The organism is Actinokineospora enzanensis DSM 44649 (assembly GCF_000374445.1).
In the GTDB taxonomy this organism is placed as follows: domain Bacteria; phylum Actinomycetota; class Actinomycetes; order Mycobacteriales; family Pseudonocardiaceae; genus Actinokineospora; species Actinokineospora enzanensis.
Map to the genome: position 1 here is coordinate 271867 of NZ_KB894407.1, position 22598 is coordinate 294464.

The following is a 22598-nucleotide window of genomic DNA, read 5'->3' on the forward strand; positions in this document are numbered from 1 at the left end:
CGTCGAGTGGGCGGGACCTGGTCGACGTTCCGGGGCGCATCGCTAGCGGTCGATGCGGGCGATGAGGTCGTCGACGGTCAGTTCGCCGGGTTTGCGGCCCAGGCGCACGGATTCGTGGGCGGCGGTCAGGAGTGTGTCGTTGACCGGGGTCGGCACGCCGTGGGTGCGGCCGAGCAGGACGATCTCGCCGTTGAGGTAGTCGGACTCGACGGTGCCCGTGCCGCGCACGATGCTCTGCCAGGACGAGCTCCGGCGGCCGCCGTCCATGTTCCGCGGGACCACGTTGGTGCCGCGCATCTCGGCGAACTCGTCGTGCCCGGCGCAGTCGATCCCGGCCGCGGCGAGGACGGCGCGGCCCTCGGTGATCGCGCGGTGGCGCAGGACCGGGCTGTCCTCGCCGCACACCGCGTCGACGGCGTTGGCGAGGTTGTTGAGGAGCTTGGCGTACTTCCAGCGCATGACGTCCGGGACCACCGGCGCCAGGAAGTGCGAGGTGCCCAGGTCGCTGGCGATCTCCTCGACCGGGCCGTCGGTGCCTGCCGGGTAGCGGCCCATGATCAGCAGGCCGGTGTAGGGGCCGCAGGGGGCGATGACCTCGCCGGGGGTGAGGTAGGTCGACGGCAGGATCACGCAGGTGCCGTAGACGCGGCGGAAGCGGCGCAGGGCCATGCGCTCGTTCGCCACGCCGTTCTGGGCGGTGACGACGGGGAGCTTGTCGCTCGCGGTGCCGCCCGCGACGGGGCGGTGGCTCCACTGGTCCAGGGCCGCCACGGTGTCCTGGGTCTTGGTCGCGAGGACGAGCACGTCGTCCGCGCGCAGCTCGATGTCCTCGGGGCCGGTGACGACCGGGATCGGCAGCCGCTGCGGGCCCTGCGGGGTGACCAGGCGGAGCCCGTCCTGCCGGATCGCCTCCGCGTGCGCGCCGCGAGCCACCAGGACGACGTCGTGGCCGCCCTCGTGCAGCCTGCCGCCGATGGAGCCGCCGATCGCCCCCGCGCCGATGATCACGTACCGCATCGTTCCGCCTTCCCCCGAGTGTGCCCCGACGGTAGCGCGCGGCGGACGGGGAGTGCCGACCGGCCACAGTGGTCGCCGGATCGTCGATGCGTGGCGGCTTGTGCGGACCGGATCCGGCTCCCACCATGCGGGAGCACGGGTTTGCGTCCGCGGGCGTTGTCGCTCCGCGAGCCGTGTGGGGTCGGTGGACCGGCTACTGGATGACGGTCGTGGTGCCGTCGGGCCAGACGACGAGGGCGTCGCGGTCGGGGCGGGTGCGCAGCCAGTCGGCGGCGGCCGGGCCGTGCGCGTATGCGGCGGTGGCGTCGATGTCGGCCCAGGTCAGGGAGTCGGCGATGACGGTGACCGAGGCGACGCCGTACGGCGGCAGACCGGTGCGGGCGTCGACCAGGTGGGCGCCGCGGTGCGTGGTGCCGGAGGTGGCGACCGCGCCGGAGTGGACCGGGATCACGGCGACGAGGCGGGTCGGGTCGATGGGGTGCTCGACGCCGATCCGCCAGGGGTCGGCGTCCGGGTCGAGCGTGCGGCAGACCAGGTCGCCGCCCGCGGACAGGCAGAAGTCGGTGGCGGGCAGGGCACGCAGGTGCACGGCGGCGCGCTCGGCGGCCCAGCCCTTGACGACACCGTCGGTGTCCAGGACCGGCTCGCCGTCCATCCCGGGCCGCCACACCCGGAAGGCGCCACCGGACTCGCGGTCGGCCCGGTCGCCCAGCGCCAGCACCTCGGCCACCTCGGGCGGGCAGTCGGTCACCGTGATCTCGCCGCGGCCGAGCCGGGAGACGAACGAATCGGCGCGGTAGGTGCTGAACACCCGGTCGACCTCGCGGAGTTCGTCCAGCACCGCCGCCCATGCCGACCGGGCGGCCGTGTCGTCGGTGTGCCTGCCGCGCAGGGCGAGGCTGATCGGCATGCCCATGACGTGCTCGACATGGCGGGTCGGCGGCTTGGTGATGATCATCGTGCGTCCTTTCCGGTCAGGACAGGCCCGCCTGGTCGATGGCGCCCTGGAGGGACTCGACATAGCCCTCGCTGGTGACGGTGGCGCCGGAGACCATGTCGATGTCGGCGCTCTGGGCGGCGAGGGTCTCCTGGGTCAGGATGGGCAGCGCGCGGGCGTTGATCTGCTGGTCCTTGCGGTTCTCGGTCGGGTACTGGACCACGTCGACGTTCGTGATCTTCCCGTCGGCCACGGTGAGCCGGACCTGCACCGGTCCCCACCGGGTGTCGGCGGCGGGACCGGTGACGGTGGTACCGCCGGTCGTCGTACTCCCCGAGGTGCCGCCGGATGCACCGCCGGAGGTGGAGCCGCCTGCGGTGGTCGGTCCGGTCGCGACGGTGGTGGCGTTCGTCGCGCCCGAGGTGGAGGTGTGGTAGCCGAACAGGAGCACGAGCGCGGTGAGCGTGCCGAGGCCCCACATGGCGATGCGTTTCATGGCTTCCCTTTCACCACGCGAAGTTCTCGATGTGCAGCCGCTCGTTCGGCACGCCCGCGGTGACGGCCGAGCGGCGGACCGACTCCGCCCAGGCCTCGGGCCCACAGACGTAGACGTCCCGGTCGGCGATGTCGGGGATCCAGGCGCGCAGCGCGGTCGCGTCGGAGAACTGACCCGCGCCCGCGCCGAGCCAGGAGTCGGGGGCGCGGCGGTGGCCGGGGGAGTGCACGACCCGGAGGCCGCGCCGGTGGGCCAGCGCCTCGAACTCGGCGTCGAACAGCGGTCGGTCGGCGTAGCGGTGGATCACGACGGCGTCGCCCGGGGCGTAGTCCAGGCCCTCGGCCAGCGCGCGCAGCGGTGTGATGCCGACACCGGCGCCGATCAGCGCGACCTTGGGCCGGGTCCGGGCGCGTTCGGTGAGTCGGCCGTGCGGGCCCTCGAACAGCACCCGCGTACCGGGGCGCAGCGACGCGATCCGGGCACTGTTGTCGCCCAGCGCCTTCACGGTGATCCGCAGGCCCCGGCTCGTGGGCGTCGCGGACAGCGAGTACGGGTTGCCGCGCGTCCACCCCGGACGGTCCAGGAACCGCCAGCCGAGGAACTGGCCGGGCAACGCGGGGAAGCGGCCCAGGTCGTGGCCGGTCAGGTACACCGAGTACACGCCTTCGGCCTCGGCGACGACCGCGCCGACCCGCAGCCGGTGCCGCAGGTTCCGCGCGATCGGCTGCCCCAGCCGCCACACCAGGACCGCGCCCGCCGAGGCCGCCCACAGCGTCCACCAGAAGACGGTGGTCGCGGTGGAGGCGAGGAACTCCTGCCCGGTCCACAGCTGGTGCGGCAGCGCCAGGCCGACACCGAGGTAGGCGTAGAGGTGCAGCAGGTGCCAGGACTCGTAGCGGATCCGGCGCCGGGCCGCCTTGACGCTGGTGACCACGGTCATCACCAGGCACACCGTGCCCGCGACGGCGAGCAGCATGCCCGGATAGTCGACGGTGAGCTGCCAGAACGTGCCGGGGGTGGCGGCGAGGTCACCGGCGGCGTAGCCCCAGGTGATCAGGACGATGTGGGCGAGCATCAGGTTGAACGAGGTGAACCCGACCAGGCGGTGCTGCCGGGCCAGCCGGTCCTGGCCGAACGCGCGCTCCAGGAGCGGGATCCGGGCCATGAGCAGCACCTGGGCCAGCAGCAGGACCGAGGCGACCAGCCCGGTGAGCCGCCCGGTCGACATCAACGCCGACTCCCACCCGGTCAACGCCTGGACACCGCCGCCGGTGACCCACCAGTACGAGACCAGCAGCAGACCCAGCCAGAGCGCCGCGCCTGCCGAGAGCCGGACACCCGCGTCGAACCGCGCCCACCCGCCCGCGGTCTGCGGTCGGGTGTTCGGGTGCCGCGTGTGGGGCTCGGCGAGCGCGGTCACGCCTGCCGCCGCTGGTGGTCGGTGGGGTGGGGGTGTCTGGTGATGTGCATGCCGATCCTCCGTTTCGGACACTGGAAGGATCGAGCAGCAGCCTGGGACCGGGGTGGGAACTGGCTGTGCGCCTGCTGTGAGCGGATCGGCCGTTGTCAGGTCGGCCGGTCGGATCTCCGACCCTCGTACGACCGAACCGCCCCGCTCGGTCACGTCGAGTGGGGCGGTTCCTGGTCAGGGGCCGAGTTCGGTGGGGTGGCAGGTGACCGGTGTGCGTCCGGGCACGGCCGCACACGTGTGGTCGGTGCTCTGGCGTGGTGGGGGCGTCGGCGGGTGGGGTCAGACGTGGGCGGGGGCGAAGAAGTCGGTGGCGCGGGCCAGGGCGTCGGTGTCGCGCTGGATGTCGCCGGGGCGGCTGCCGTTGCCGAGGAGCAGGCCCGCGTGGCGCATGTGCAGGTACTCGGCGGTGAGGCGGAGGGTGCCCGCGACCGGGTCGGCGTGGCCGGGGTCGTCGTCGGCCAGGACGCTGATGCCCCAGAGGGTCTTGGCGGACATGCGCTTCTTGAAGTCGAGCCGGGGGACGCGCAGCCAGGCCGACCAGTAGTCCAGGTAGTGCTTGGTGGTGTAGGAGACGCTGTACCAGTAGACCGGCGTGGCGATCACGATGTCCGTGGCCGCCAACGTGGCGTCGAGCAGCAGCTTCTCCGTCCCGGACGGCGGCGGCAGCGGGTCGTCGTGCCGGGTGTCGGCGAACGGGTTGAGCGGGTGGTCGCCCAGCCACAGCCACTGCTGCTCCACATCGGCGGGCAACCGCCGCGCCGCGTGCCGGGCCAGCTGCTCGGTGTTGCCGTCGCGGCGGGAACTGCCCAGCACGAACAGGAACCGACTCATCGGTGAGGTCCTCCCGACCAGTTGAATGCACGTACATGTAATGCATGCACATGCAGATATTGCAAGTGCAGGTATCCTGGTGTCAAGACCGCACCGGGGAGTGGACATGCCAACGTCATGGGACCGCTTGGTCGCCCTGCACGGCCGGGTCGAGCAGGAGCTGACCCGCGCCCTCGCCCCGCACACACTCGGTCTCTCCGAGTACCGCGCGCTCACCAGGCTCACCACCGCCCACTGCGGCGAGCTGCGCATGCAGAACCTGGCCGAGGCCCTGGGCCTGAACCAGAGCTCGGTCAGCCGCCTGGTCGCCCGCCTCGAACAGACCGGCCTGACCGCCCGCAGCATCTGCGCGGAGGACCGACGCGGCATCTACACCGCGATCACCGACCACGGCCGCGCCAAACAGGCCGCCGCCACCCCCGACTACGAGTCCGCCCTGCGCGCCGCCCTGGCGGGCGCGTCCGAGGACCCCGACCTCGCCGACCTGGTGGCCCTGGTCCGCTGACCGCCGACGCGTTCACCGAGTCCGGCCCGCGCTCCGTGCCGGTGATCACGCATGGGCTCACCGCGCCGGGAGACCGCTCCGGCGGCGGCTGCCCCGTGGGCTGGGAGTGGGTGCGGTGGTCGAACCCCAGCCTGCGACCACCGCCTCCCCCTCGGCTGTATGCCGTGCAGTCATGCTAGCAAGCTAGGTCAGCGCGGTGTCGGGAGGCCCCGGGTTGGCGGAGTGGGCGGATGAGGCCGGGTCGGCCCGGGAGTGGGCGTGTCCCGCATGGTGGCGTTGGCGGTCTTGATCGTGGCGGCGCCTGCCGCGAGTGCGGGAGCCGCGGCCGCGCTGAGGGAGTTCGTTTCGCATGTGGACGACGATGCCAGGGCGAGCGGTCCACCGAATCGGACCAGGGGAGTCACTTCCGGGTCGGACCTGGGTCCTACATCGAGCCGACATAGGACCCAGGTATGACCCCTAGCGCAGCGTGATCGTGATCAGATCGGCCGCCCGGTCGGCGAGTTTCAGGGCGGCACCAGGGGTTTCCGCCTCCACGTAGATCGCCCCCGTGCGGTCCCACGAACTCCGCAGCGGCGGCACCTCCTCACCGACCTCCCGCAGATGCACCCGGTACACCCCCGGCAACGCCTCCGCCTCGGCCGCCCCCGAGACCGACTCCACCCGGCCACCCGAACACGCCAGGAACCGCACGGCGGTGGCACGGGCGGCGGTGGCGGGCAGTGCGGGAACCTCGTCCCCGCGCATGATCGCGTAGTACGCCGTGGCCAGGTCGATCGGATACGCGCGTTCGATCAGGTCGGGAATGCCGTCCCCCGGCATCCGACCGGCGCACTCCACCAGGTGCGGCACGCCGTCCTCGACGATCCACTCGCAGTGGATCACGCCGCTGCCGAAGCCGATCGCGGTCAGGACGGCGGTCGTGCCGGAGCGCAGCGCATCCGCCAGTTCGGGGGGCACGTCCGCCGGAACGACGTGCCCCTGCTCGACCGGACGCGTGCCGGGGAACAGCGACTTCGCCGTGATGTTGGTGAACAACGGGATCCCGTCGCGCACCAGCATCTCCACGCTGTACTCCGGTCCGTGCATGCACCGCTCGACCAACACCTGCACCGGCATCGGCCGATCCGGAACCAGGACCCCCTCGTCCACGCGAACGCACTCCGCCCAGGCCCGGTCGACCTCGGACGGGGAGTGCAGCACCTGCGTGCCCAACGACGCCTGCCGGTTCGACGGCTTCAGCACCACCGCCCCCGGATGCGCGGCCATGAACTCGCGCACCTCCTCCGGCCCGGACACCGCAACCGACGCCGGATTGGGCACCCCCGCCGCCCGCGTCACGCGGCGAAGGAGTTCCTTGTCGCGCAAGACAGTCGCGACAGCACTACCCGCCCCCGGCAGTCCGTACCGCTCCGCCAGCCGGGCCGCGAACGGCACCGCGTACTCCACCAGCGGCACCACCACGGACGGGTCCAGATCCGGATACGTGTTGAAGAACTCGTCCGCCGACGCGGGCAGCTGGTACTCCCACTCGATCAGCTCGCGCATCCGCTCCACGCCCGCCATCACCCCGACCAGGTCGCGCTTGCGGACCACATCGGGCTCCTCGACCAGGATCATCCCGTTCACCGGGAAGTGGTCCAGGTGCGGCAGCACGTTGACATACCCGACGATGAGCATCGGCCGTGGGGACATCGGATTTCTCCCGGGTGGTCAGAGGGCCTGGTGGGACCGGAAGAACCGGTCCGGGTCGTAGCGGCGCTTCACCTCGACGAGCCGGGCCAGGTTCGGCCCGTGGTAGGCGGTGCGCCAGTCCGCCAGCTCGGGGTCGGTGAAGTTCAGGTAGGACGCGCCGGACGCGTACTCGCCCATGTCCTCGTACAGCGCACCGATCCAGTCCAGGTTGTCCCGCATGACCTCCGGACCGTCGTCGACGGCCCACGAGGTGTCGAGCGAGACCAGGAACAGCGTGTTCCGGTGCGGGAACGCGGTGGCCTCCACCGGAACCCGGTTGATCGCCCCGCCCCACCCGAACAACGCTGCGCCCGCCCCGTCCGGGTTCCGGCTGCCGGGCCACTTGTCCACGGCCGCCACGAGCGTGCGGACACCCGCCTCCGACAGCGGTACCGGTGTCGTTCGCGTGCGTCCCGCGAACGAGCCGCCCGCCGTCTCGTGTTGCACGTACTCCTTGGCTTCCCAGAACGTCCGGTCCGCGATGTCCGCGCGGAACGGTCGCGCGACGGCCAACGCGGGCGCCAGCAAGGAGCGCAACTCCTCGGCGCTGCCCAGGTGCCAGCCGACCACCGACACCATCGGCGGCCCGTCCGGCGCACGGCTGAGCCCGATCCGCACCGACAACCCGTCCGGCGCGTCCCGCTGCACCTCCTGCATGCACATCACCACCTCGGTGGCGTGCGACCACTCCCACAACAGCAGACAGGTCGCACTGGGACGCACCGCCTGCGCCTGGAACGTGAACGAGGTGTTGACCCCGAAGTTGCCCCCACCCCCGCCCTGACAAGCCCAGAACAGGTCGGGGTTCACGTCCGCGCTGCACGTGACAGTCGTACCGTCGGCGAGCACGACATCCGTGGACAGCAACGCGTCGCACGTCAGCCCGTACCCGCGCGAGACCGCCGCGACACCACCGCCGAGCGTCAGTCCCGCGATACTCACCTCGTCGGAGTTACCCAACGAGAACACCAGATCGTGCGGCTGCACCCCGGCGTACAGGGCCTTCATGCGCGCCCCGCCACCGGCGGTCACCAACCCGGAATCCGCGTCCACCGACACGGAGTCCAGACGACGCAGGTCCAGAACCAGACCACCGGCGGTGACGGACGCGCCGGAGTAACTGTGCCCACCGCCCCGCGCCACCAACGGCACGGAGTTCTCGCGCGCCCACGTGATACCCGCCGCGACGTCCTCCACCGACGCCACGCTCAACACGGCCGCCGGGATCACGTCCGCGTACCGCGAGTTGAACGGCCGACTGCCTTCGGTGAACCCGGTGTCCCCCGGCTCCAGGACGGTTCCGCGCACCCGCGCGCGCAACCCGGCCAGGCTCACTGGACGACACCTGTCAGCTGGGCCTTGCGCATGATGGCTTCCCGGTCCCGCCAGTGCGACCAGAACGCACCGGTGTAACCGAGTCCGGACAGGCTGGTCAGGAACGGGTTGTCCGCGTAGTTGTTGTCGAAGTCGCTCATGCCCGCCAGCGTCGGCAGCATCACCCGGTGGTAGTCGGACGGGTCCACCAGGTCCCACAGCAACTGCACCGACCGCGCCCACCGACCGTTCGGGTCGGTGTTGGTGCCCACGTCCTCCAACAGGTCGGGGGAGAAGTAGCAGACCAGTCGGAAGTCGCCGTCCTCGTCGAACATGAACTGCCGCTCGTACTCCGCCATGCTCGCGCACTGAGACCGCGGCTTGAGGATGATCGGTCCCTTCGCTGTGTTGGACTGCAACCCCGGCATGGTCCGCACGCCGTCGCACTTCTCCGCCATCTCGATCCCCAGCGGGATGTGCGGGAACAACCGCAGCCCCAGAGAGAAGCCGGTGACGGTCGCGTCCAACGCCATGAACGCCTCGACGCACTCGCGCATGGTCTCGTGCGTCTCGCCGGGCATGCCGAACAGCGCCTCCACCATGGTGAGGATGCCGTTCTCGTGGCAGAGCCGGACGAGCCGCTCGGTGTCGGCGAACGTGTAGTACGTGCTGCCGCCACCGGTGATCTTCCACTTGCTCAGCAGGTCGGCCCGGATGTGGTCGCTGCCCACGTTCACGCCGAGGCAGCCTGCCTCGGCCAGCAGCCCGGCCAGCTCCTCGTCGAACGGGGAAGGCTGGCAGTAGACCCATAATCGCAGGTCGTTGAGCGCGTTCGCGGAGTCGCGGCGGCGCCGGACGATCTCCCGCAGCAGGTTCTTGGCGTGCGCCACCGACAGGTTGAACTCGCTGTCGGTGGTGTGCTGGTCGAGGATGCCCTGCTCGGCCAGCGACTGCATCTCGTCCACCACGGCACTGATGTCCCGCTTGCCGACCCGGCCGCCCTTGGCGTTCGGTTCCACGCAGTGCGCGCACCGGTAGGCGCAACCGTTCTTGGTCAGGATTCCCGCGAGCCCACCACGCCGGTAGTACTCCGCGTTGTCCACCTTGGTCGGATCGCCGGACCGCCGAACGTACGAGCTGACCCCGTCGACCTGCCAGGTACCCACGCTGTTGGGGATCACCAACGGCAGGGCGACCGTGCCCGGCACGGGCTTCGGCGAGGTCAGCTCCACCCCCTCGGGGGTGCTGCGCAGCAACCCGGTCACCGTTCCCGGGTCGCGGCCGGTGGCCAGCGCGTCCGCCAGGTCGCACAGGATCCGCTCGCCCGGCCCCTTCACGCCGAAGTCCACGCCGAGGTACTCGACCAGCGCGTACGGCATGGTGGAGAACCCGATGCCGCCTGCCGCGACCGGCGCCGGGGTCAGCCCCCGGATGGCGGTGATGATCTCCTTGTGCTCGCCGACGAACGGCCGCTGCTCGAAGGCGTAGACCGTGTCGGTGTTGCGGACGGTGATCCCGACCAGCATCGGCTGCCGCCGGGCGAAGTAGTCGGTCAGGCAGCGGCCCCAGTCGTCCCGCCGGAAGGTCAGGTCCACCACCTCGACGGTGAACCCGGCCTCCTCCAGCGCGGTGGTAAGCACGTCCAGCGCGTACGGCGCGATCGGCGGGTGCACCTTGTTCGGGTTCACCAGCGTGACCAGGCCTCTGGAATCCGGCTTGTCGAGTGCCTGGTGCAGCGCGTTGTTCATCGAGTTCCCTCCCCGGAGCCCGTGTGCGGGCGGTCGACCCGCTGCGGCCCGCGGTTCGGCGCAGCGTGTGCAGAAGAAAGCGAGAGCGTCAGAGGATGCCCAGGCAGATCCCGAACTCGGGCTTGGCGCCGAGCAGGTACGCGCCCGCGGACTGCAGGATGCGGTCCTGCGCGGCGAGGTGCTGGACCATGGTGGTGGTGTCGCGCAGCCATCGCTCCATCGGCGCCGAGCGGTGGATGGACGCGGTCTGCAACAGGTCGAACAGCGTGTTCACGATCGTGCGCGCGGACCGGAACGCGTGCACCCACGACAGCGGGCAGGCCGCGCGCTCGTCGGGGGTCAGGTCGTCGAAGGTGCCGCCCGAGGACAGCACCTCCCACTGCCGGTTCATGCTCTCGTACACGCCGTGCCGGGCCGCGTTGTACGCCGCCTCGCACTTGGCCAGCGTCAGCTGCACGCGGAACGTGTCCGCCCACGCGGTCCCGGTCATCCGGTCGACCTTGTCCAGGATCACCTCGCGCGCGTGGTCCAGCGCGGCCCGTGCCACGCCGAGCGGCACGCCGCACATGCTGCGGGTGAACGCGTCCGGCTGGGCCAGCGGTCCCGGCGTGCCGAGCACGCGGTCGAAGCTGAGCGTGTGCTCCTCGGGGACGAACACGTCCGTGATCACGTAGTCGCAGCTGCCGCTGCCGCGCAGGCCCACCGGGTCCCAGTTGTCGATGACCTCGACCTGGTCGCGGCGCACCAGGAACTGGCGCGACTCGTGCGGGTTGCTGCCGTCCGGGCTGGCGTAGGGCTCACCGTTCTGGTAGATGAACGCGCCCGAGGTCACCCAGTCGGCGTGCGTGATGCCGCTGCCGAACGTCCAGCGCCCGGACAGCCGGTACCCGCCGGACACCTTCTCCGCCTTGCCCGCCGGTTGCAGCAGACCGGCGGTGATCATGTCCGGGTGCGGGAACATCTCCCGCGCCACCGCGGGCTCCAGGAACGCGCTGTAGATACCGGTGTTCGCGCCGATCATGGCACACCAGCCCGCCGACGCGTCGCCGTAGGCCAGCGCCTCGACCACCTCGGTCTGCTCGGTCGAGGTCATGCCGGGACCGCCCCACTCGGGGCCGAAGCACATCCGGAACACGCCCGCGTCCCGCAGCAGGTCCACCACGTCCGCGGGCAGCCGCCCGGCCTGCTCGATCTCCGCCGCCCGCGCGCGCAGCACCGGGGCCAACGCCCGCGCCCGCGCCAGGATCTCCGCGCCCGTGCGCGGCTCGTTCGACACCAGCGTGCCGGTCATCGTGATCTCCAAGCTGTCGTGTGGGTCAATCGACTATGCCGAGGAAGAAGCGGAACTTCGGTCTGCGGCCCAACATGTACGCACCGACCGACTCGAAGACGACGTCCTGGGCGCCGACGTTCTGGCACATGGTCGAGATGTCGCGCAGCCACCGCTCCATCGGTCCGGTCTTGTGGATGGACGCCGTCTGCAGCAGGTCGAACAGCCGCTGCACGATCGACTTGGACACCCGGAACGCGTGCACCCAGGACAGCGGGCTCGCCGCGCGGTCCACCAGCGACAGGTCGTCGAGTTTCCCGCCCGCGGCAAGGACTTCCCACTGCTTGCGCATGCTGCCCAGGACACCGGCGCGCATGGCGACGAAGTCGGCCTCGCACTCGGCGAGCGCGACCTGCGCGCGCCAGCTGTCCTTCCAGTCCACTCCGGTCAGTCGGTCGGTGCGGCCGAGGATCACCTCGCGCGCGTGGTCCAGCGCCGCGCGCGCGACGCCCATCGGCACGCCCGGCAGGCTGCGCAGGTAGGCGTCCGCGGTGACCAGCGGTCCCGGTGGGACGCGCGGGTTGTCGAAGGTGAGCGTGTGGCCCTCGGGCACGAACACGTCGGTGACGGTGAAGTCGCCGCTGCCGGTGCCGCACATGCCGGTGGTGTTCCACCGGCCGCCGATGACCTCGACCCGGTCCTGCGGCACCAGGAACAGCCGCGACTCGTGCGGGTTGCTGCCGTCCGGGCTGGCGTAGGGCTCGCCGTTCTCGAAGATGAACGCGCCGCAGACCACCCGGTCGGCGTGCGTGATGCCGCTGGCGAAGGTCCACTGGCCGGACAGCCGGAACCCGCCGTCGACCTTGTCCGCCCGGCCGACCGGGGCGAGCACGATGGTGGTGATGGCGTCCGGGCTCGGGTAGACCTCCGGCACGCACTCGGGGTCGAGGAAGTTGGCCATGATCCCGCTGATGCCGTTGATCGCGGCGCACCAGCCGGCCGAGGCGTCGCCGTAGGCCAGCGCCTCGATCACCTCGACCTGGGTCATCGAGGTGGCCGCCGGGCCGCCCCAGCGCTCGGCGAAGCCCATCCGGTAGACGCCGGTGGCCCGGATCAGCTCGACGATGTCGGCGGGCAGCTGCCGCGCCTGCTCGATGTCGGCGGCGCGTGCGCGCAGCACGGGGGCCAGCGCCTTGGCTCTGGCGAGGACCTCCGCGCCGGTGCGCGGTGGGTCGGAGACCTCTGGTCTGGTCGTCGTGGCGGTCATGCGATGACTCCTCGTGTGGTTCGGGGTGCTCATTCGTCGTGCTCAGTGCTCATTCGTCGACGTCGAGCAGGCCCGCGGGCATCTCGAATGGCGCGTCCGGCGCGGGCGGGCCGAGCGGCGTCGTGGTCAGTTCGACCAGGTCGGCGGCGATGTCCAGGCGGGCCAGGCAGGTCTCGGCGTCCGCTGCCTCGCACACCACGAAGGAATGCCTGGCCAGGTAGCCGCCGGGCGGCAGCCGCAGCGAGGTGCCCGGCTCGGCCATCGGCGAGGCCGCGACCAGGCCGGGTGCCTCGGTCGGCACCCGCACGGACTCCAGTCGGCAGTCGTGGTCCGGGCAGCCGAACCGGATCCCGGCCACGGCCCGCCTACCGGGGGTGATGTCCGGGCGGCGGCCGACCGAGACGTCGAAGAGCACCTCGCCCGGCTCGATCCCGGTGGCGGTGCGGCCGAGGAACGGGATCAGGTCGCCGCCGAGCCTGCCGTTGATCTCGATGATCAGCGGCCCGCGCGGGGACAGCCGCAGCTCGGCGTGCGTGATGCCGTACTCGACGCCGAGCGTGTGATGCGCCCTGGCCAGCACGTCGACCAGCTCGTGGTCGCGCAGCAGCGGGTCGTCGGCGTCGACCAGGTGGCCGATCTCCTCGAAGTACGGCTCGTCGCTGCTGTGCTTGCGGGCCACGAACATGGGCAGGTACTCGCCCTTGTGCACGGCCCCGTCCACGCTGATCTCCGGGCCGGACACGTACTCCTCGACGATCACGCTCGCCCGGTACGGCCCCGGGTCGACCTCGCTGGCCGCCCGCGCCACCCCGAACGCCGTGACCAGCTCGGCCTCGTCCGCGGCGAACACGACGCCGATGCTGGCGCCCATCGCCCGCGGCTTGACCACGACCGGGTAGCCGATGCGCGCGGCCGCCGCCGTGGCCTCCTCGACGGTGGTGGTCAGCGCGAATCCCGGCTGCGGCAACCCGGCCGCGGTCAGCGCGGCGCGGGTCAGCTCCTTGTCGCGGCAGCCGCGCACGCCCGCCGCCGACAGGCCCGGCACGCCGAACTCGGCGGCCAGCAGACCCGCGTCCAACACCAGCGGCTCGTCCCAGCACATCAGGCCGACGACGGTGCGCCTGGCCACGACCTCGCGGGCCGCCGCGCCCATGACCTCGCCGTCGAAGACGTTGGCCACCACGATCTCGTCGAAGTAGCGGTGCTGCCAGGTCGGCTTGAGGTTGTTGATCAGGATGAGGTCGAGCCCGTTCTCCTTGGCCCGCCGGTGGATCGGCGCGACGAGGTACTCCCGGTAGACCTTCAGGCCGCTGCCGATGACCAGCAGGACGTCGTTCTCCCGGCCGCTCATGCCTCGCTCCCCGCCACCTCGGGCGCCACCGGTCCGGCCTGCTTCCCGTGCTTGGCGGGCTGCTTCGGCGTGGGCTCCTGCTTGGGACGACGCAGACCGGCCAGGGCCAGCGAGCCCGCCACCACGTTGGTGACCGCGATCAGCACCCAGAACCCGCCGCCGAGCAGTGACCACAGGGCCACGCCGATCAGCGGACCGGCCGCCGAGCCGAGCCCGGTGACCGCGTGCATGGTGGCGATGTAGCGGGCCTTGCGCCCGGCCGGGAAGGAGGCCGGGTGGGCGAACATGCTGGGCGCGCCGATCATCAGGCCGCTGACCACCAGCACCGCGCCCGCCAGCACGAACGCCGTGGAGTGCGGGGCGAACGCGTAGCAGAGCAGGCCGACCGAGTTGACCACGTGCCCGGTGAACACGGCGAAGTGCACGGGCAGCCGGGCGATGTAGGTGGTGATCTTCAGCTCGCAGGTGATCAGCACCACCGAGGAGATGGTCAGCACCAGGCTGTACAGGCCGGTGGAGTAGCCGTCGCCGACGACCTCCAGCGGCAGCGCGATGTTGGACTGCAGGTAGACGATCGTGCCGAGGAACACCGCGCCCAGGTAGAACAGGAAGTGCCGGTCGCGCAGCATGGCCCGGTACGCCGAGCCGGACGCGGGCGCCGCTGTGTCCGCTGTGTCCTCTTCGGACTCCTCGGCGTGGTCGGCGTGCTTGGCGGTTCGCGCGGGCAGCAGCGACATGACCAGCACCGCGTAGACCAGCGCGGTGCTGGCGTCGATCCAGTACAGCAGGTCCCAGTTCACCAGGATGACGCCCGCGGCGATCAGCGGCGCCAGCGCGGCCCCGGTGTTCAGCGCGATCCGCATCATGGAGAACGCCATCACCTGGTACTTCTCCGGCATCAGGTCGCTCAGCAGCACCGCGGCGGCGGGCCGGTACGCCTGGGTCGCCGCGCCGGTCAACGCGACCACCAGGTACAGCGGGATGATCGTGGCCGGCTTGCCCAGCAGCGGGATCACCGCGATCAGCGGCGCGGACACGCCCATCACGGCCGCGATCGTGTTGCGTGGCCCGATGCGTTCGGTCAGCTCGCCGCCGACCATGGTGCCCACGATCGTGCCTACGCTGTAGGCGACCAACGCGCCGCCCGCCAGCGCGGCGGACAACCCGCCGTGCACGGTCAGGTACAGGATCAGGAACGTCTGCACGAACGCGCCGAGCTGGTTCACCAGCACGCCGGTGAGCAGGAACCGCACCGGTCTCGGGGTCGCGCGCAGGACGGCGAACACGCCGTCGGGGGCATCGGCGCTCATGCCGCCTCCTCCATCATCGTCTCAACCATCCGGTCCGCCACCAGCGGTGCCATGCCGAACCCGCCGCCGCCGCAGGCCGCCCGCGCCCACACGTTCGGCCGCACGCGGATCAGCGCGCTGTCCGCGCCCGGGTCGGCCAGGTAGTGGCAGGCGCGGGCGGACACCACCTCGTAGCGCTCGACGTCCGCCACGATCCCGGCGGACAGCAGGTCCAGGACCCACGGGTGCTGCGGCTCGTCGGCGCAGTCCAGGGTGTCCACCACCCGGCACACCGCGTCCGAGCTGATCTTGAGCAGGGTGCCCGCGCCGGGCGGCAGCAGCCAGCCGCGGCCGTTCGTGCCCAGCCCGCCCGCCCCGGGCGCGTCCTCCCACCAGCGCCGCAGGTCCGCGGGCGGGCGCAGGTAGAGCATGGTCTGGCGGTGCGCGACGCCGGGCACGTCGATCAGCTCGCGCACCCACGGGCCCGCCGCCACCAGCACCACGTCCGCGGTCACCGTGGCGCCGTCGACCAGCCGCACCTTCGCGGTGTCCACGGCTGCCACCTCGCAGCCCGGCCGCAGCGTCACCGACTCCTGCGCGGACAGCCAGCGCGTGGCGGTGGTGAGCACCCGGTCGGCCAGCAGCACGCCCGCGGTGTGCTCGACCACGCCCACGGTGTCCGGCGGGAACCCGAGCGCGGGCACCCGGTCGGACTCCACGGCGGTCACCGGCAGCCCGTGCCGCGCGGCCGCCGCCAGCACCGCCGGGACCCGGGCGTCGGGCCAGGCGGTGAGCACGCCGACGCGCCGGTAGAACCGCTCGCCCAGCAGCACCTCCAGGTCCAGCCAGCGCCGGTGCGCGTCCACCCGTTCCCGGGTGGCGGCCGGGTCGTCCGGCACCAGCGTGCGCAGGGCCCGGTGGTGGTCGGCCGAGCTGGAGGCGGGGTTGGGGATCGTGCCGCGCTCCAGCACGGTGACCCGGTGGCCCGCCCGCGCGCAGGCGATGGCGGCCAGCAGGCCGGTCACCCCCGCGCCGACGATCACCACCCGAGCGGACACCGCCATCACGCCCCGGTCCCGGGCGTCGGGGTCCAGGACAGCCGGGGCAGGGCGCGCGCGGTCACCGCGGCGACCGTGGGGTCGCCGGGGAACGTGGTGTCCGGCAGGGCGGCCGCGGCCAGGTCGATCAGGATCGGCGCGGCGCCGCGCAGGAACGTGTCCACCTGGTGGCAGAAGTCGCCCGCGTCGGACTCGGTCACCGCCCACCGGTCCAGCCGGGCCAGCTGCTCGGTGAGGGCGAACGCGGCCGCCGTCAGGGAGAACCGGCCCAGCTCGTAGGACCCGGCGAAGCGGTCGGCGATCCGCTCGGCCGCGGCCCGGGACCGCGCCGACACCGGCAGCGCGCGGCCGACCCACGGGTCGACCTTGGCCGCGACCCGGTTCCACGGGTCGACCAGCCGGTCGGTGGTCACCGTGTCCATCGCGGCCCGGCCGAAGTCGCTGCGCTGGAACTCCGGGCTGGTCAGCGCCAGGTAGAAGCGGATCAGGTCGCGCGGCACCTCGGCGGCCAGCTCCCGGCCCCACACCGCGTGCCCGCGGCTGGTGGAGAACTTGTCGCGTTCCAGCTCGTAGAACTCGTTGGTGACGAACTGCTCCGGCAGCGCGTACCGGTCGCCCAGCGCCATCAGCATGGCCACGGCGGCGGGGGCGAAGGCGTAGGTGCCGTCGATGCCGTGGAACAGCACGATCCGCGGGTCGGCCTCGGTGGTCCACGGCTCGTCGTCGGCCGCCAGCACCTCGCCGCGCCGCTCGGCGGCCAGCGTGGTGGCGTGCACACACCAGGCCATCGACTCGTTGTCGGCGTAGACGACCTGGTCGGGAACCTCGGCGAACGGCGCCGGGATGCCCCAGGAGAGTGGGAGCGTGATCGGCAGGTCGGGTAGCGGCCGGGCCAGCAGCTCGGCGATGGCGCGGGCCATCCTGGGCCGCATGGTCGGGCCGATCCGGGCGAAGTAGGACTCCAGCTCCGCGCGGAAGTCCTCCACCGGCAGCACGAGCACGGTCGCCGCGCGCGGCTCGACCGGGTCGTCCGGGTCCAGGGTGGAGCGCGGGTCGATCAGCTCGCCGGAGGCGATCGGGTGCCCGCAGCTCTCGCACAGCCCGGCGCAGCCGTCGGCCAGGCAGGTCGGACAGCCACCGCGGACGAACGCGTCCAACAGATACTGCCCGGTGGCGGGGGAGTAAGGGAAAGTCAACGAGCGTAGACGCAGGTGTCCGCTCGCGTGCAGCCGCTCGAAGAAGGCGAGCACGGCCTTCACGTACCGGTCGTCGAAGCGGACGAAACCGTCCGGCTCGATGCCCAGCGCGGCCAGCGTCGCCGCCACCTGGTCGGCGGACCGGCTCGCCAGCTCCTCCGGCCGCAGCCCGAGCCGCCGCGCGACGGTCACGATGAACGTCTGGGTCGAGTGGACCCCGGTGCCGAACAGCACGTCCGCGCCGGTCGCGCGGGCGTACCTGGCACACACGTCGGCGGCCAGGAACGGCCCGGCCAGGTGGCCGAGGTGCAGGTCGCCGTTGGCGGTCGGGCCGGGCGCGAGCACCAGCAGCCTGCGGTCGGCCATCAGGCGCTCCTGCGCTCGGCGGGGGCGCCGCGGCGGGCCACCAGGTCGGTCACGATGTCCTGGGAGCGCTGCGCCAGCACGCTGATCAGCGAGTCCGACATGCCGTGCGTGGCCTCGTTGACCCCCTGCAGGTACAGCCCGCCCCAGGCGGGACCGCCGAGGTCCACCCGGTAGTGCCTGCTGACCGCGACATCGGACAGTCCCGCCTGGTCGGCCAGGCCGCGCACGAGCGCGGGCATGCCCGGCTCGTAGCCGGTGCCCAGCAGCACCAGGTCGCAGGTCAGCGGCTCGGTCTTGCCGGTGCGCAGGTCGCGCAGGTCCAGCACGACCTCGCCGTCCTCCACCCGGGCGGCGGCCACCTCGGTCATCGCGCGGACCGTCGACCGTTGTGGGCCGAACCGCTTCTGCTGGTAGAGCATCCCGTAGAGCTCGTCCACGAAGGGCGGTGCGAGCCCGGCGTAGTTGGTCAGCCGCATCTGGTCGAGGACCTGGGCGCGGAACTCCGGTGTGGCGTCGTGGAAGTCGTCCACGAACGACGGGAAGTAGAGCTCGTTGACGAACTTGCTGGTCTGGTAGACCTGGAAGCCGATCGACCGGACCACGATGGTCGGTGTGCTCAGCGGCAGGTCCTGGTGCACGGCCATGAACATCTCCGCCGCGCTCTGCGCCCCGCCGACCACGACCACGCGCGTGGGCCGGTCGGTCGGGACATCGGCGATCCGTGAGCCGTAGCGGGAGCTGTGGATCACCCGGTCGGCGGGCAGCCCGGCGAACACGCCGGGCACGTGCGCGTCCCGGCCTGCGCCGATCACCAGGTCGCGGCAGGTGATCGTGTCGCCGTCGGACAGTCGCACCCGCCACCCGGTGATCGAACCGTCCGCGTCCCTGGTGGGCTCGACGGACGTCGCCTCGGCGTTGTAGCGGACCCGCACGCGCTCCAGCGAATCGGCCACCCACTGCAGGTAGTCCGAGAGCTCCCAACGGAACGGGTGGAACGTGCCCATGTTGACGAACTCGTCCAACCGGTCCCGGTCGTGAAGGAAGCTCAGGAAGGAGAACCGGCTGCGCGGGTTGCGCAGGGTCACCAGGTCCTTGAGGAACGACACCTGGCTGCGGGCCCACGGCATCAGCAGGTTGCGCTGCCACTTGACATCCGGGTGCCGTTCCAACACCAGCGCGCCCTCGGCCAGCCCGGGCGCGCCGGACTCCTCAAGGGCCACCGCCAGCGCCAGGTTCGACGGCCCGGCCCCGATGGCCAGCACGCCAACGTCCTGCTCGGTCACACTTCCCCCTCGATCCTCGGTAGGTACGCGCGGATCCCGGCTCCGAGCCGGTTCCGCGGGTGGTGGGCGACCTCGCCGGGCACGTGGGCCGCGGCGGTGACACGAGGCTAGGTTTGTCCGCTTCCCGGCAGACAGGGGGCGGATTCCCGACCAGGGGGGAATCTCCCGCCGGTTACACGGGAAGACCAACATTCACTCGTCTATCCCAAAGTTGCGGCGGACAGCCGAACACGCCCGGCGATCGTGGGAGCGGCCGCTGGTCCGAATGATCGAGGGATCCGGGGACCGTACCCCCAAATGGACGGAAAGAGCCGCAAAGCGATCGCGAATACCGGTCAGAACGCGATATACCCTGTCGCTGGATCCCGGGATGCCGGGTGAGGGTCGCTCACCCGTGGCGGGGACGTCATTCTGCGAACATGTGGAGAGGCGCGTGAACGGGTTGGAGAACTCGGTCGGTCACACCCTGCCGGTGCGCATCATGACCGGCCGCGGCGGCGGCCGGGACATGGCGGTGCTGCCCTCGATCGCACCGGTCACGGTGGTGCTCGCGGACGCTCAACCTGCGGTGCGGCACGGTGTGCGGTCGGTCCTGGAGCGGGCCGGGGGCATCGCGGTGGTCGGCGAGGGGGCCACCGACCGGGAGGTGGTGGAGGAAGTCACGCGCTGCCGCCCGGATGTGTTGGTCATCGACGTCCAACGGGACGGACGGATGGACACCCGGCTGATCGGGCAGATCGCCCGGGTCTCCCCGGAAACGGGTATTCTCGTCTTCAGCTCCGCCGACGACGGCGAGACGGTGGCGTCCGCCATTCACGCGGGCGCTCGTGGATATTTGCTGAAAATAGCCGATCCGGATCAGATCGTGCGCGGTATCCAGGCGGTCGCGGCGGGCGAGGTGCTGATCGGCAGAACCGTCGCACACCGGTTCTGCGCGCTCGTCCACCTGGTCGACAGCCAATCACCGTACCCGTTCCCGCAATTGACCGTGAAGGAACGGGAAGTGCTGGACCGGATCGCCGCCGGACTGTCCAACCTGGCCATCGCGCGCGAGTTCGCATTGGCCTCCAAGACCATCAGCAACCGGGTCTCGGCGATCTTCGGCAAGCTCGGCGTCGCCGACCGGGCGCAGGCGATCGTGCTCGCCCGGGACGCCGGGCTCGGCCGGGTCTAGTAGGACATGAGTTTCCCGCGTGCTCGGGAACGCGTCCTCTGTCGTCGGGAATCGGCGCGGAACTAGCCTCGGCGGTGCGGAATTCGCCCGGCCGGGAACCGTTGTGCCACTGTGGATCGACGATTCATCCGGCCGGGATCCCACTGCCGAGGAACGGAGCGACCGTGCCCGAGCAATCCCCGACCGTGTCCACCCTGGTGGACATCCGCCGCGCGGAGCCAGCGAACCTGGTCCGGGCGCACGGCCTCGACCTGGCCCTGCTGCACCCGTGGCCCGGTCTGGCCACGCCGTTCCGCGGGGCCTGGTGCGTGCTGCGTCCGGGCGACCGGACCGACGTGCACCAGCACCGCGAGCGGGAGCTGTTCGTCGCCATGTCCGGGCGCGGCGAGGTGCTCCTGGACGGCGAACGGCACGAGCTGGCCGCGGGCGACCTGATGCTGCTGCCCGCCGACCACGACCATCACGTGCACAACCCGTTCGACGAGGACTTCGCCTACTACGCGATCTGGTGGGACCGAGTGCTGGCCGAGGACTACCTGGCGGAGGTCCCGGCGTGATCGACTACGACGGCAGGCGGTTCCGCAAGTCGGGGAGCGATCCCGACACGTTCGCCCAGTACCACCAGGACGGCGACCTGGTCTGGGCCGACTTCGCGGGCGGTCGGGTCCGGCGCGGCTCGATCTCGGGAACCGCGGCGCCGGACGGCACGTTGCATATGGCGTACTCGATGGTGCTGGCGGGCGGGGAGGTGATCTGCGGGCATACCACCAACACACCGGTGCCCACCGCGGACGGACGCCTGCGCCTGCGTGAGGAATGGCAGCGCTACGGCCCGCACGCCGCCACCGGGACGTCCTATTTGGACGAGGTGAGCTGACGGCCTGTCCTATTGGGACGTTCCGGTGGTGTACCTCGGCGTGCCCCCGATGTCCGGCCGATGGTCCGATCGTATGGTTGCGGTCGGTCGTCGGGTCGCGACAGACTGTCGGCAATGGAGACGTCGGGGTCCGGGGGCGTGGATCGGTCAGCGCGATCCACGCGTGGCGGTTGGGTGCGGTTGCAGGCGGTCGCGGTAGCGGGGTCGTGCAGCGAGGGGTTGGTGTTCGCGGCGTTGCCGCTGCTCGCGGTGTCGGTGACCACCGACCCGCGGGCGGTGTCCCTGGTCAACACCGTGGGACAGGCGCCGTGGCTGCTGCTGTCGCTGTTCGCGGGCGTCCTCATCGACCGCGTCCGGCGCGGCGTGGTGCTGGCCTTCGCCTACGCCATGCAGGTGGCCGCCGCCCTGGTGCTGGCCATCGCGGGCACGACGGGCGCGTTGAGCCTCCCGCTGTTGATGGTCGTGGCCTTCGTGGTCACCTCGTCGCAGGTGCTGGGCGACGGTGCGAGTGGGTCCCTGGTGCCGGAGATAGTCCCGGAGGACCGGCTCGCGGCCGCGAACGCCCGGTTGCAGGTGATCGAGCGAGGCGTGGTCCAGTTCCTGGTCCCACCCGCCGCAGGCGTACTGCTCGCGTGGGGAGCAGGCGCCCCGGCCTGGGTCGCCTGCGTCGGCGCCGCCGCCGCCCTGCTGATCAGCAGACGCCTGCCGTCGACCCGCTTCGAGGGCGAACGCAAGCACCCCTTCCGCGACATCGGCGAGGGCCTCCGCTACCTGGTCGCATCCCCACTGCTGCGCTCGATCACCATCACCGTGGTCCTGGGCGCGTTCGCGGCGAGCGGCACATCGGCGATGTTCGTCCTGTACGTCACCCAGGAACTACACGCGGGCCCGGTCTGGTACGGCATTCTCCTGGCCTGCCTGGCCATCGGCTGGTTCACCGCGTCCTTCTTCGTCAACCCCCTGGTCACCCACCTCGGCTACGCCTGGTCCCTCCGCATCTCCCAGACCCTCGCCGTCACGGTCCCCCTGCTCCTGGCCCTGATCCCACCCTGGACAGCCCTGGTAGCGGCCATCCTGGTCTGCCAATCCGCAGGCACCCTGATCTGGAACGTCTGCTCCCTCTCCGCCCGCCAACGCTTCACCCCACCCGCCTTACTGGGCCGCGTCCTCACCAGCCACCGCGCCCTGGCCTGGGGCCTAACCCCCCTAGGCGCCCTAACCGGAGGTCTGATAGCCACCCACTACCCCCTGCGCGCTGTGTGGATAGTGGCAGCCGGCCTCCAGGCAGTCGGCCTACTCATAGTCTGGAAAACCCTCTCCCCAACCACCTTCACCCAAGCCGAAACCACCCACCCACCCCGAACCTGACCAAGACACGTCCGATGTGGACTCCAGCCCCAGCAGACCCCCCACC

The 22598-nt window shown here is 71.5% G+C and carries 20 protein-coding genes; 5 read left to right on the forward strand and 15 right to left on the reverse strand.

All coding sequences use genetic code 11. The features are described 5' to 3' along the window. Positions 1–42 precede the first annotated feature (42 nt). The 5 genes from C503_RS0109450 to C503_RS0109470 form a co-directional block, all read right to left on the reverse strand. Positions 43–1017: a ketopantoate reductase family protein gene (locus tag C503_RS0109450; protein ID WP_018681953.1), complete on the reverse strand. Its 975-nt coding sequence runs from the start codon at positions 1015–1017 to the stop codon at positions 43–45. 193 nt (positions 1018–1210) lie between these two features. Then, positions 1211–1975, reverse strand: coding sequence for an FAD:protein FMN transferase (locus tag C503_RS0109455; RefSeq protein ID WP_018681954.1), 765 nt, complete (start codon positions 1973–1975; stop codon positions 1211–1213). A 16-nt stretch (positions 1976–1991) separates the two neighbouring features. Beyond that, positions 1992–2450: an FMN-binding protein gene (locus tag C503_RS0109460; RefSeq protein WP_018681955.1), complete on the reverse strand. Its 459-nt coding sequence runs from the start codon at positions 2448–2450 to the stop codon at positions 1992–1994. Positions 2451–2460: 10 nt separating this feature from the next. Beyond that, the gene (locus tag C503_RS0109465) at positions 2461–3870 is read right to left on the reverse strand and encodes a ferredoxin reductase family protein (RefSeq protein ID WP_018681956.1); all 1410 of its coding nucleotides are present in this window, start codon (positions 3868–3870) and stop codon (positions 2461–2463) included. Positions 3871–4200: 330 nt separating this feature from the next. Then, on the reverse strand, positions 4201–4752 hold the full coding sequence (locus tag C503_RS0109470) for a flavodoxin family protein (RefSeq protein WP_018681957.1): 552 nt from the start codon (positions 4750–4752) through the stop codon (positions 4201–4203). Positions 4753–4858: 106 nt separating this feature from the next. On the opposite strand from C503_RS0109470, the gene C503_RS0109475 reads away from it, so the two are divergent. Further along, a complete protein-coding gene (locus C503_RS0109475; protein WP_026316121.1) occupies positions 4859–5257 on the forward strand; it encodes a MarR family winged helix-turn-helix transcriptional regulator in 399 nt (132 codons plus the stop codon). Between the two features lie 459 nt (positions 5258–5716). Here the strand turns inward: C503_RS0109475 and C503_RS0109480 are convergent, their stop codons facing one another. The 10 genes from C503_RS0109480 to C503_RS0109525 all read right to left on the reverse strand — a co-directional run bounded on the left by C503_RS0109480 (position 5717) and on the right by C503_RS0109525 (position 19133). Then, complete coding sequence (locus tag C503_RS0109480) at positions 5717–6952, reverse strand: ATP-grasp domain-containing protein (RefSeq protein WP_026316122.1); 1236 nt, start codon at positions 6950–6952, stop codon at positions 5717–5719. 18 nt (positions 6953–6970) lie between these two features. After that, positions 6971–8326: an FAD-binding oxidoreductase gene (locus C503_RS0109485; protein ID WP_018681960.1), complete on the reverse strand. Its 1356-nt coding sequence runs from the start codon at positions 8324–8326 to the stop codon at positions 6971–6973. After that, positions 8323–10053, reverse strand: coding sequence for a tryptophan 2-C-methyltransferase (tsrT, locus tag C503_RS0109490; protein ID WP_018681961.1), 1731 nt, complete (start codon positions 10051–10053; stop codon positions 8323–8325). The genes C503_RS0109485 and tsrT overlap by 4 nt, the downstream gene beginning before the upstream one ends. Before the next feature lie 88 nt (positions 10054–10141). After that, on the reverse strand, positions 10142–11344 hold the full coding sequence (locus C503_RS0109495) for an acyl-CoA dehydrogenase family protein (protein ID WP_018681962.1): 1203 nt from the start codon (positions 11342–11344) through the stop codon (positions 10142–10144). Between the two features lie 25 nt (positions 11345–11369). Beyond that, positions 11370–12590 (reverse strand): acyl-CoA dehydrogenase family protein, encoded by a 1221-nt coding sequence (locus C503_RS0109500; protein ID WP_018681963.1) that lies wholly within the window; start codon positions 12588–12590, stop codon positions 11370–11372. Between the two features lie 49 nt (positions 12591–12639). Further along, positions 12640–13941, reverse strand: coding sequence for an ATP-grasp domain-containing protein (locus C503_RS0109505; protein WP_018681964.1), 1302 nt, complete (start codon positions 13939–13941; stop codon positions 12640–12642). Next, the gene (locus tag C503_RS0109510; protein WP_018681965.1) at positions 13938–15251 is read right to left on the reverse strand and encodes an MFS transporter; all 1314 of its coding nucleotides are present in this window, start codon (positions 15249–15251) and stop codon (positions 13938–13940) included. Before C503_RS0109510 ends, C503_RS0109505 begins: the two co-directional genes overlap by 4 nt. Next, positions 15248–16294 carry an NAD(P)/FAD-dependent oxidoreductase gene (locus C503_RS0109515; protein ID WP_018681966.1) on the reverse strand — a complete coding sequence of 349 codons (1047 nt, stop codon included), beginning with the start codon at positions 16292–16294 and terminating at the stop codon, positions 15248–15250. Before C503_RS0109515 ends, C503_RS0109510 begins: the two co-directional genes overlap by 4 nt. Next, positions 16294–17850: a class I tRNA ligase family protein gene (locus C503_RS0109520; RefSeq protein ID WP_018681967.1), complete on the reverse strand. Its 1557-nt coding sequence runs from the start codon at positions 17848–17850 to the stop codon at positions 16294–16296. The genes C503_RS0109515 and C503_RS0109520 overlap by 1 nt, the downstream gene beginning before the upstream one ends. Further along, the gene (locus C503_RS0109525) at positions 17850–19133 is read right to left on the reverse strand and encodes a lysine N(6)-hydroxylase/L-ornithine N(5)-oxygenase family protein (protein WP_018681968.1); all 1284 of its coding nucleotides are present in this window, start codon (positions 19131–19133) and stop codon (positions 17850–17852) included. The genes C503_RS0109520 and C503_RS0109525 overlap by 1 nt, the downstream gene beginning before the upstream one ends. A gap of 433 nt (positions 19134–19566) precedes the next feature. Here C503_RS0109525 and C503_RS0109530 point away from each other — a divergent pair, with 433 nt between their 5' ends. From C503_RS0109530 to C503_RS0109545, 4 genes are all read left to right on the forward strand, one after another. Further along, the gene (locus tag C503_RS0109530; protein WP_018681969.1) at positions 19567–20307 is read left to right on the forward strand and encodes a response regulator; all 741 of its coding nucleotides are present in this window, start codon (positions 19567–19569) and stop codon (positions 20305–20307) included. Positions 20308–20471: 164 nt separating this feature from the next. Then, positions 20472–20864 carry a cupin domain-containing protein gene (locus C503_RS0109535; protein WP_018681970.1) on the forward strand — a complete coding sequence of 131 codons (393 nt, stop codon included), beginning with the start codon at positions 20472–20474 and terminating at the stop codon, positions 20862–20864. Further along, positions 20861–21184 (forward strand): avidin-fold protein, encoded by a 324-nt coding sequence (locus C503_RS0109540; protein ID WP_018681971.1) that lies wholly within the window; start codon positions 20861–20863, stop codon positions 21182–21184. The genes C503_RS0109535 and C503_RS0109540 overlap by 4 nt, the downstream gene beginning before the upstream one ends. A gap of 174 nt (positions 21185–21358) precedes the next feature. After that, the gene (locus tag C503_RS0109545; RefSeq protein ID WP_018681972.1) at positions 21359–22552 is read left to right on the forward strand and encodes an MFS transporter; all 1194 of its coding nucleotides are present in this window, start codon (positions 21359–21361) and stop codon (positions 22550–22552) included. Positions 22553–22598: the final 46 nt, after the last annotated feature.

What these genes read in the sequence shown, in the direction of transcription:
- C503_RS0109470 (WP_018681957.1), bottom strand. Translation starts at nt 4,752, where the DNA reads ATGAGTCGGTTCCTGTTCGTGCTGGGCAGTTCCCGCCGCGACGGCAAC.
- C503_RS0109475 (WP_026316121.1), top strand. Translation starts at nt 4,859, where the DNA reads ATGCCAACGTCATGGGACCGCTTGGTCGCCCTGCACGGCCGGGTCGAG.
- C503_RS0109495 (WP_018681962.1), bottom strand. Translation starts at nt 11,344, where the DNA reads ATGACCGGCACGCTGGTGTCGAACGAGCCGCGCACGGGCGCGGAGATC.
- C503_RS0109480 (WP_026316122.1), bottom strand. Translation starts at nt 6,952, where the DNA reads ATGTCCCCACGGCCGATGCTCATCGTCGGGTATGTCAACGTGCTGCCG.
- C503_RS0109505 (WP_018681964.1), bottom strand. Translation starts at nt 13,941, where the DNA reads ATGAGCGGCCGGGAGAACGACGTCCTGCTGGTCATCGGCAGCGGCCTG.
- C503_RS0109450 (WP_018681953.1), bottom strand. Translation starts at nt 1,017, where the DNA reads ATGCGGTACGTGATCATCGGCGCGGGGGCGATCGGCGGCTCCATCGGC.
- tsrT (WP_018681961.1), bottom strand. Translation starts at nt 10,053, where the DNA reads ATGAACAACGCGCTGCACCAGGCACTCGACAAGCCGGATTCCAGAGGC.
- C503_RS0109460 (WP_018681955.1), bottom strand. Translation starts at nt 2,450, where the DNA reads ATGAAACGCATCGCCATGTGGGGCCTCGGCACGCTCACCGCGCTCGTG.
- C503_RS0109520 (WP_018681967.1), bottom strand. Translation starts at nt 17,850, where the DNA reads ATGGCCGACCGCAGGCTGCTGGTGCTCGCGCCCGGCCCGACCGCCAAC.
- C503_RS0109455 (WP_018681954.1), bottom strand. Translation starts at nt 1,975, where the DNA reads ATGATCATCACCAAGCCGCCGACCCGCCATGTCGAGCACGTCATGGGC.
- C503_RS0109515 (WP_018681966.1), bottom strand. Translation starts at nt 16,294, where the DNA reads ATGGCGGTGTCCGCTCGGGTGGTGATCGTCGGCGCGGGGGTGACCGGC.
- C503_RS0109500 (WP_018681963.1), bottom strand. Translation starts at nt 12,590, where the DNA reads ATGACCGCCACGACGACCAGACCAGAGGTCTCCGACCCACCGCGCACC.
- C503_RS0109510 (WP_018681965.1), bottom strand. Translation starts at nt 15,251, where the DNA reads ATGAGCGCCGATGCCCCCGACGGCGTGTTCGCCGTCCTGCGCGCGACC.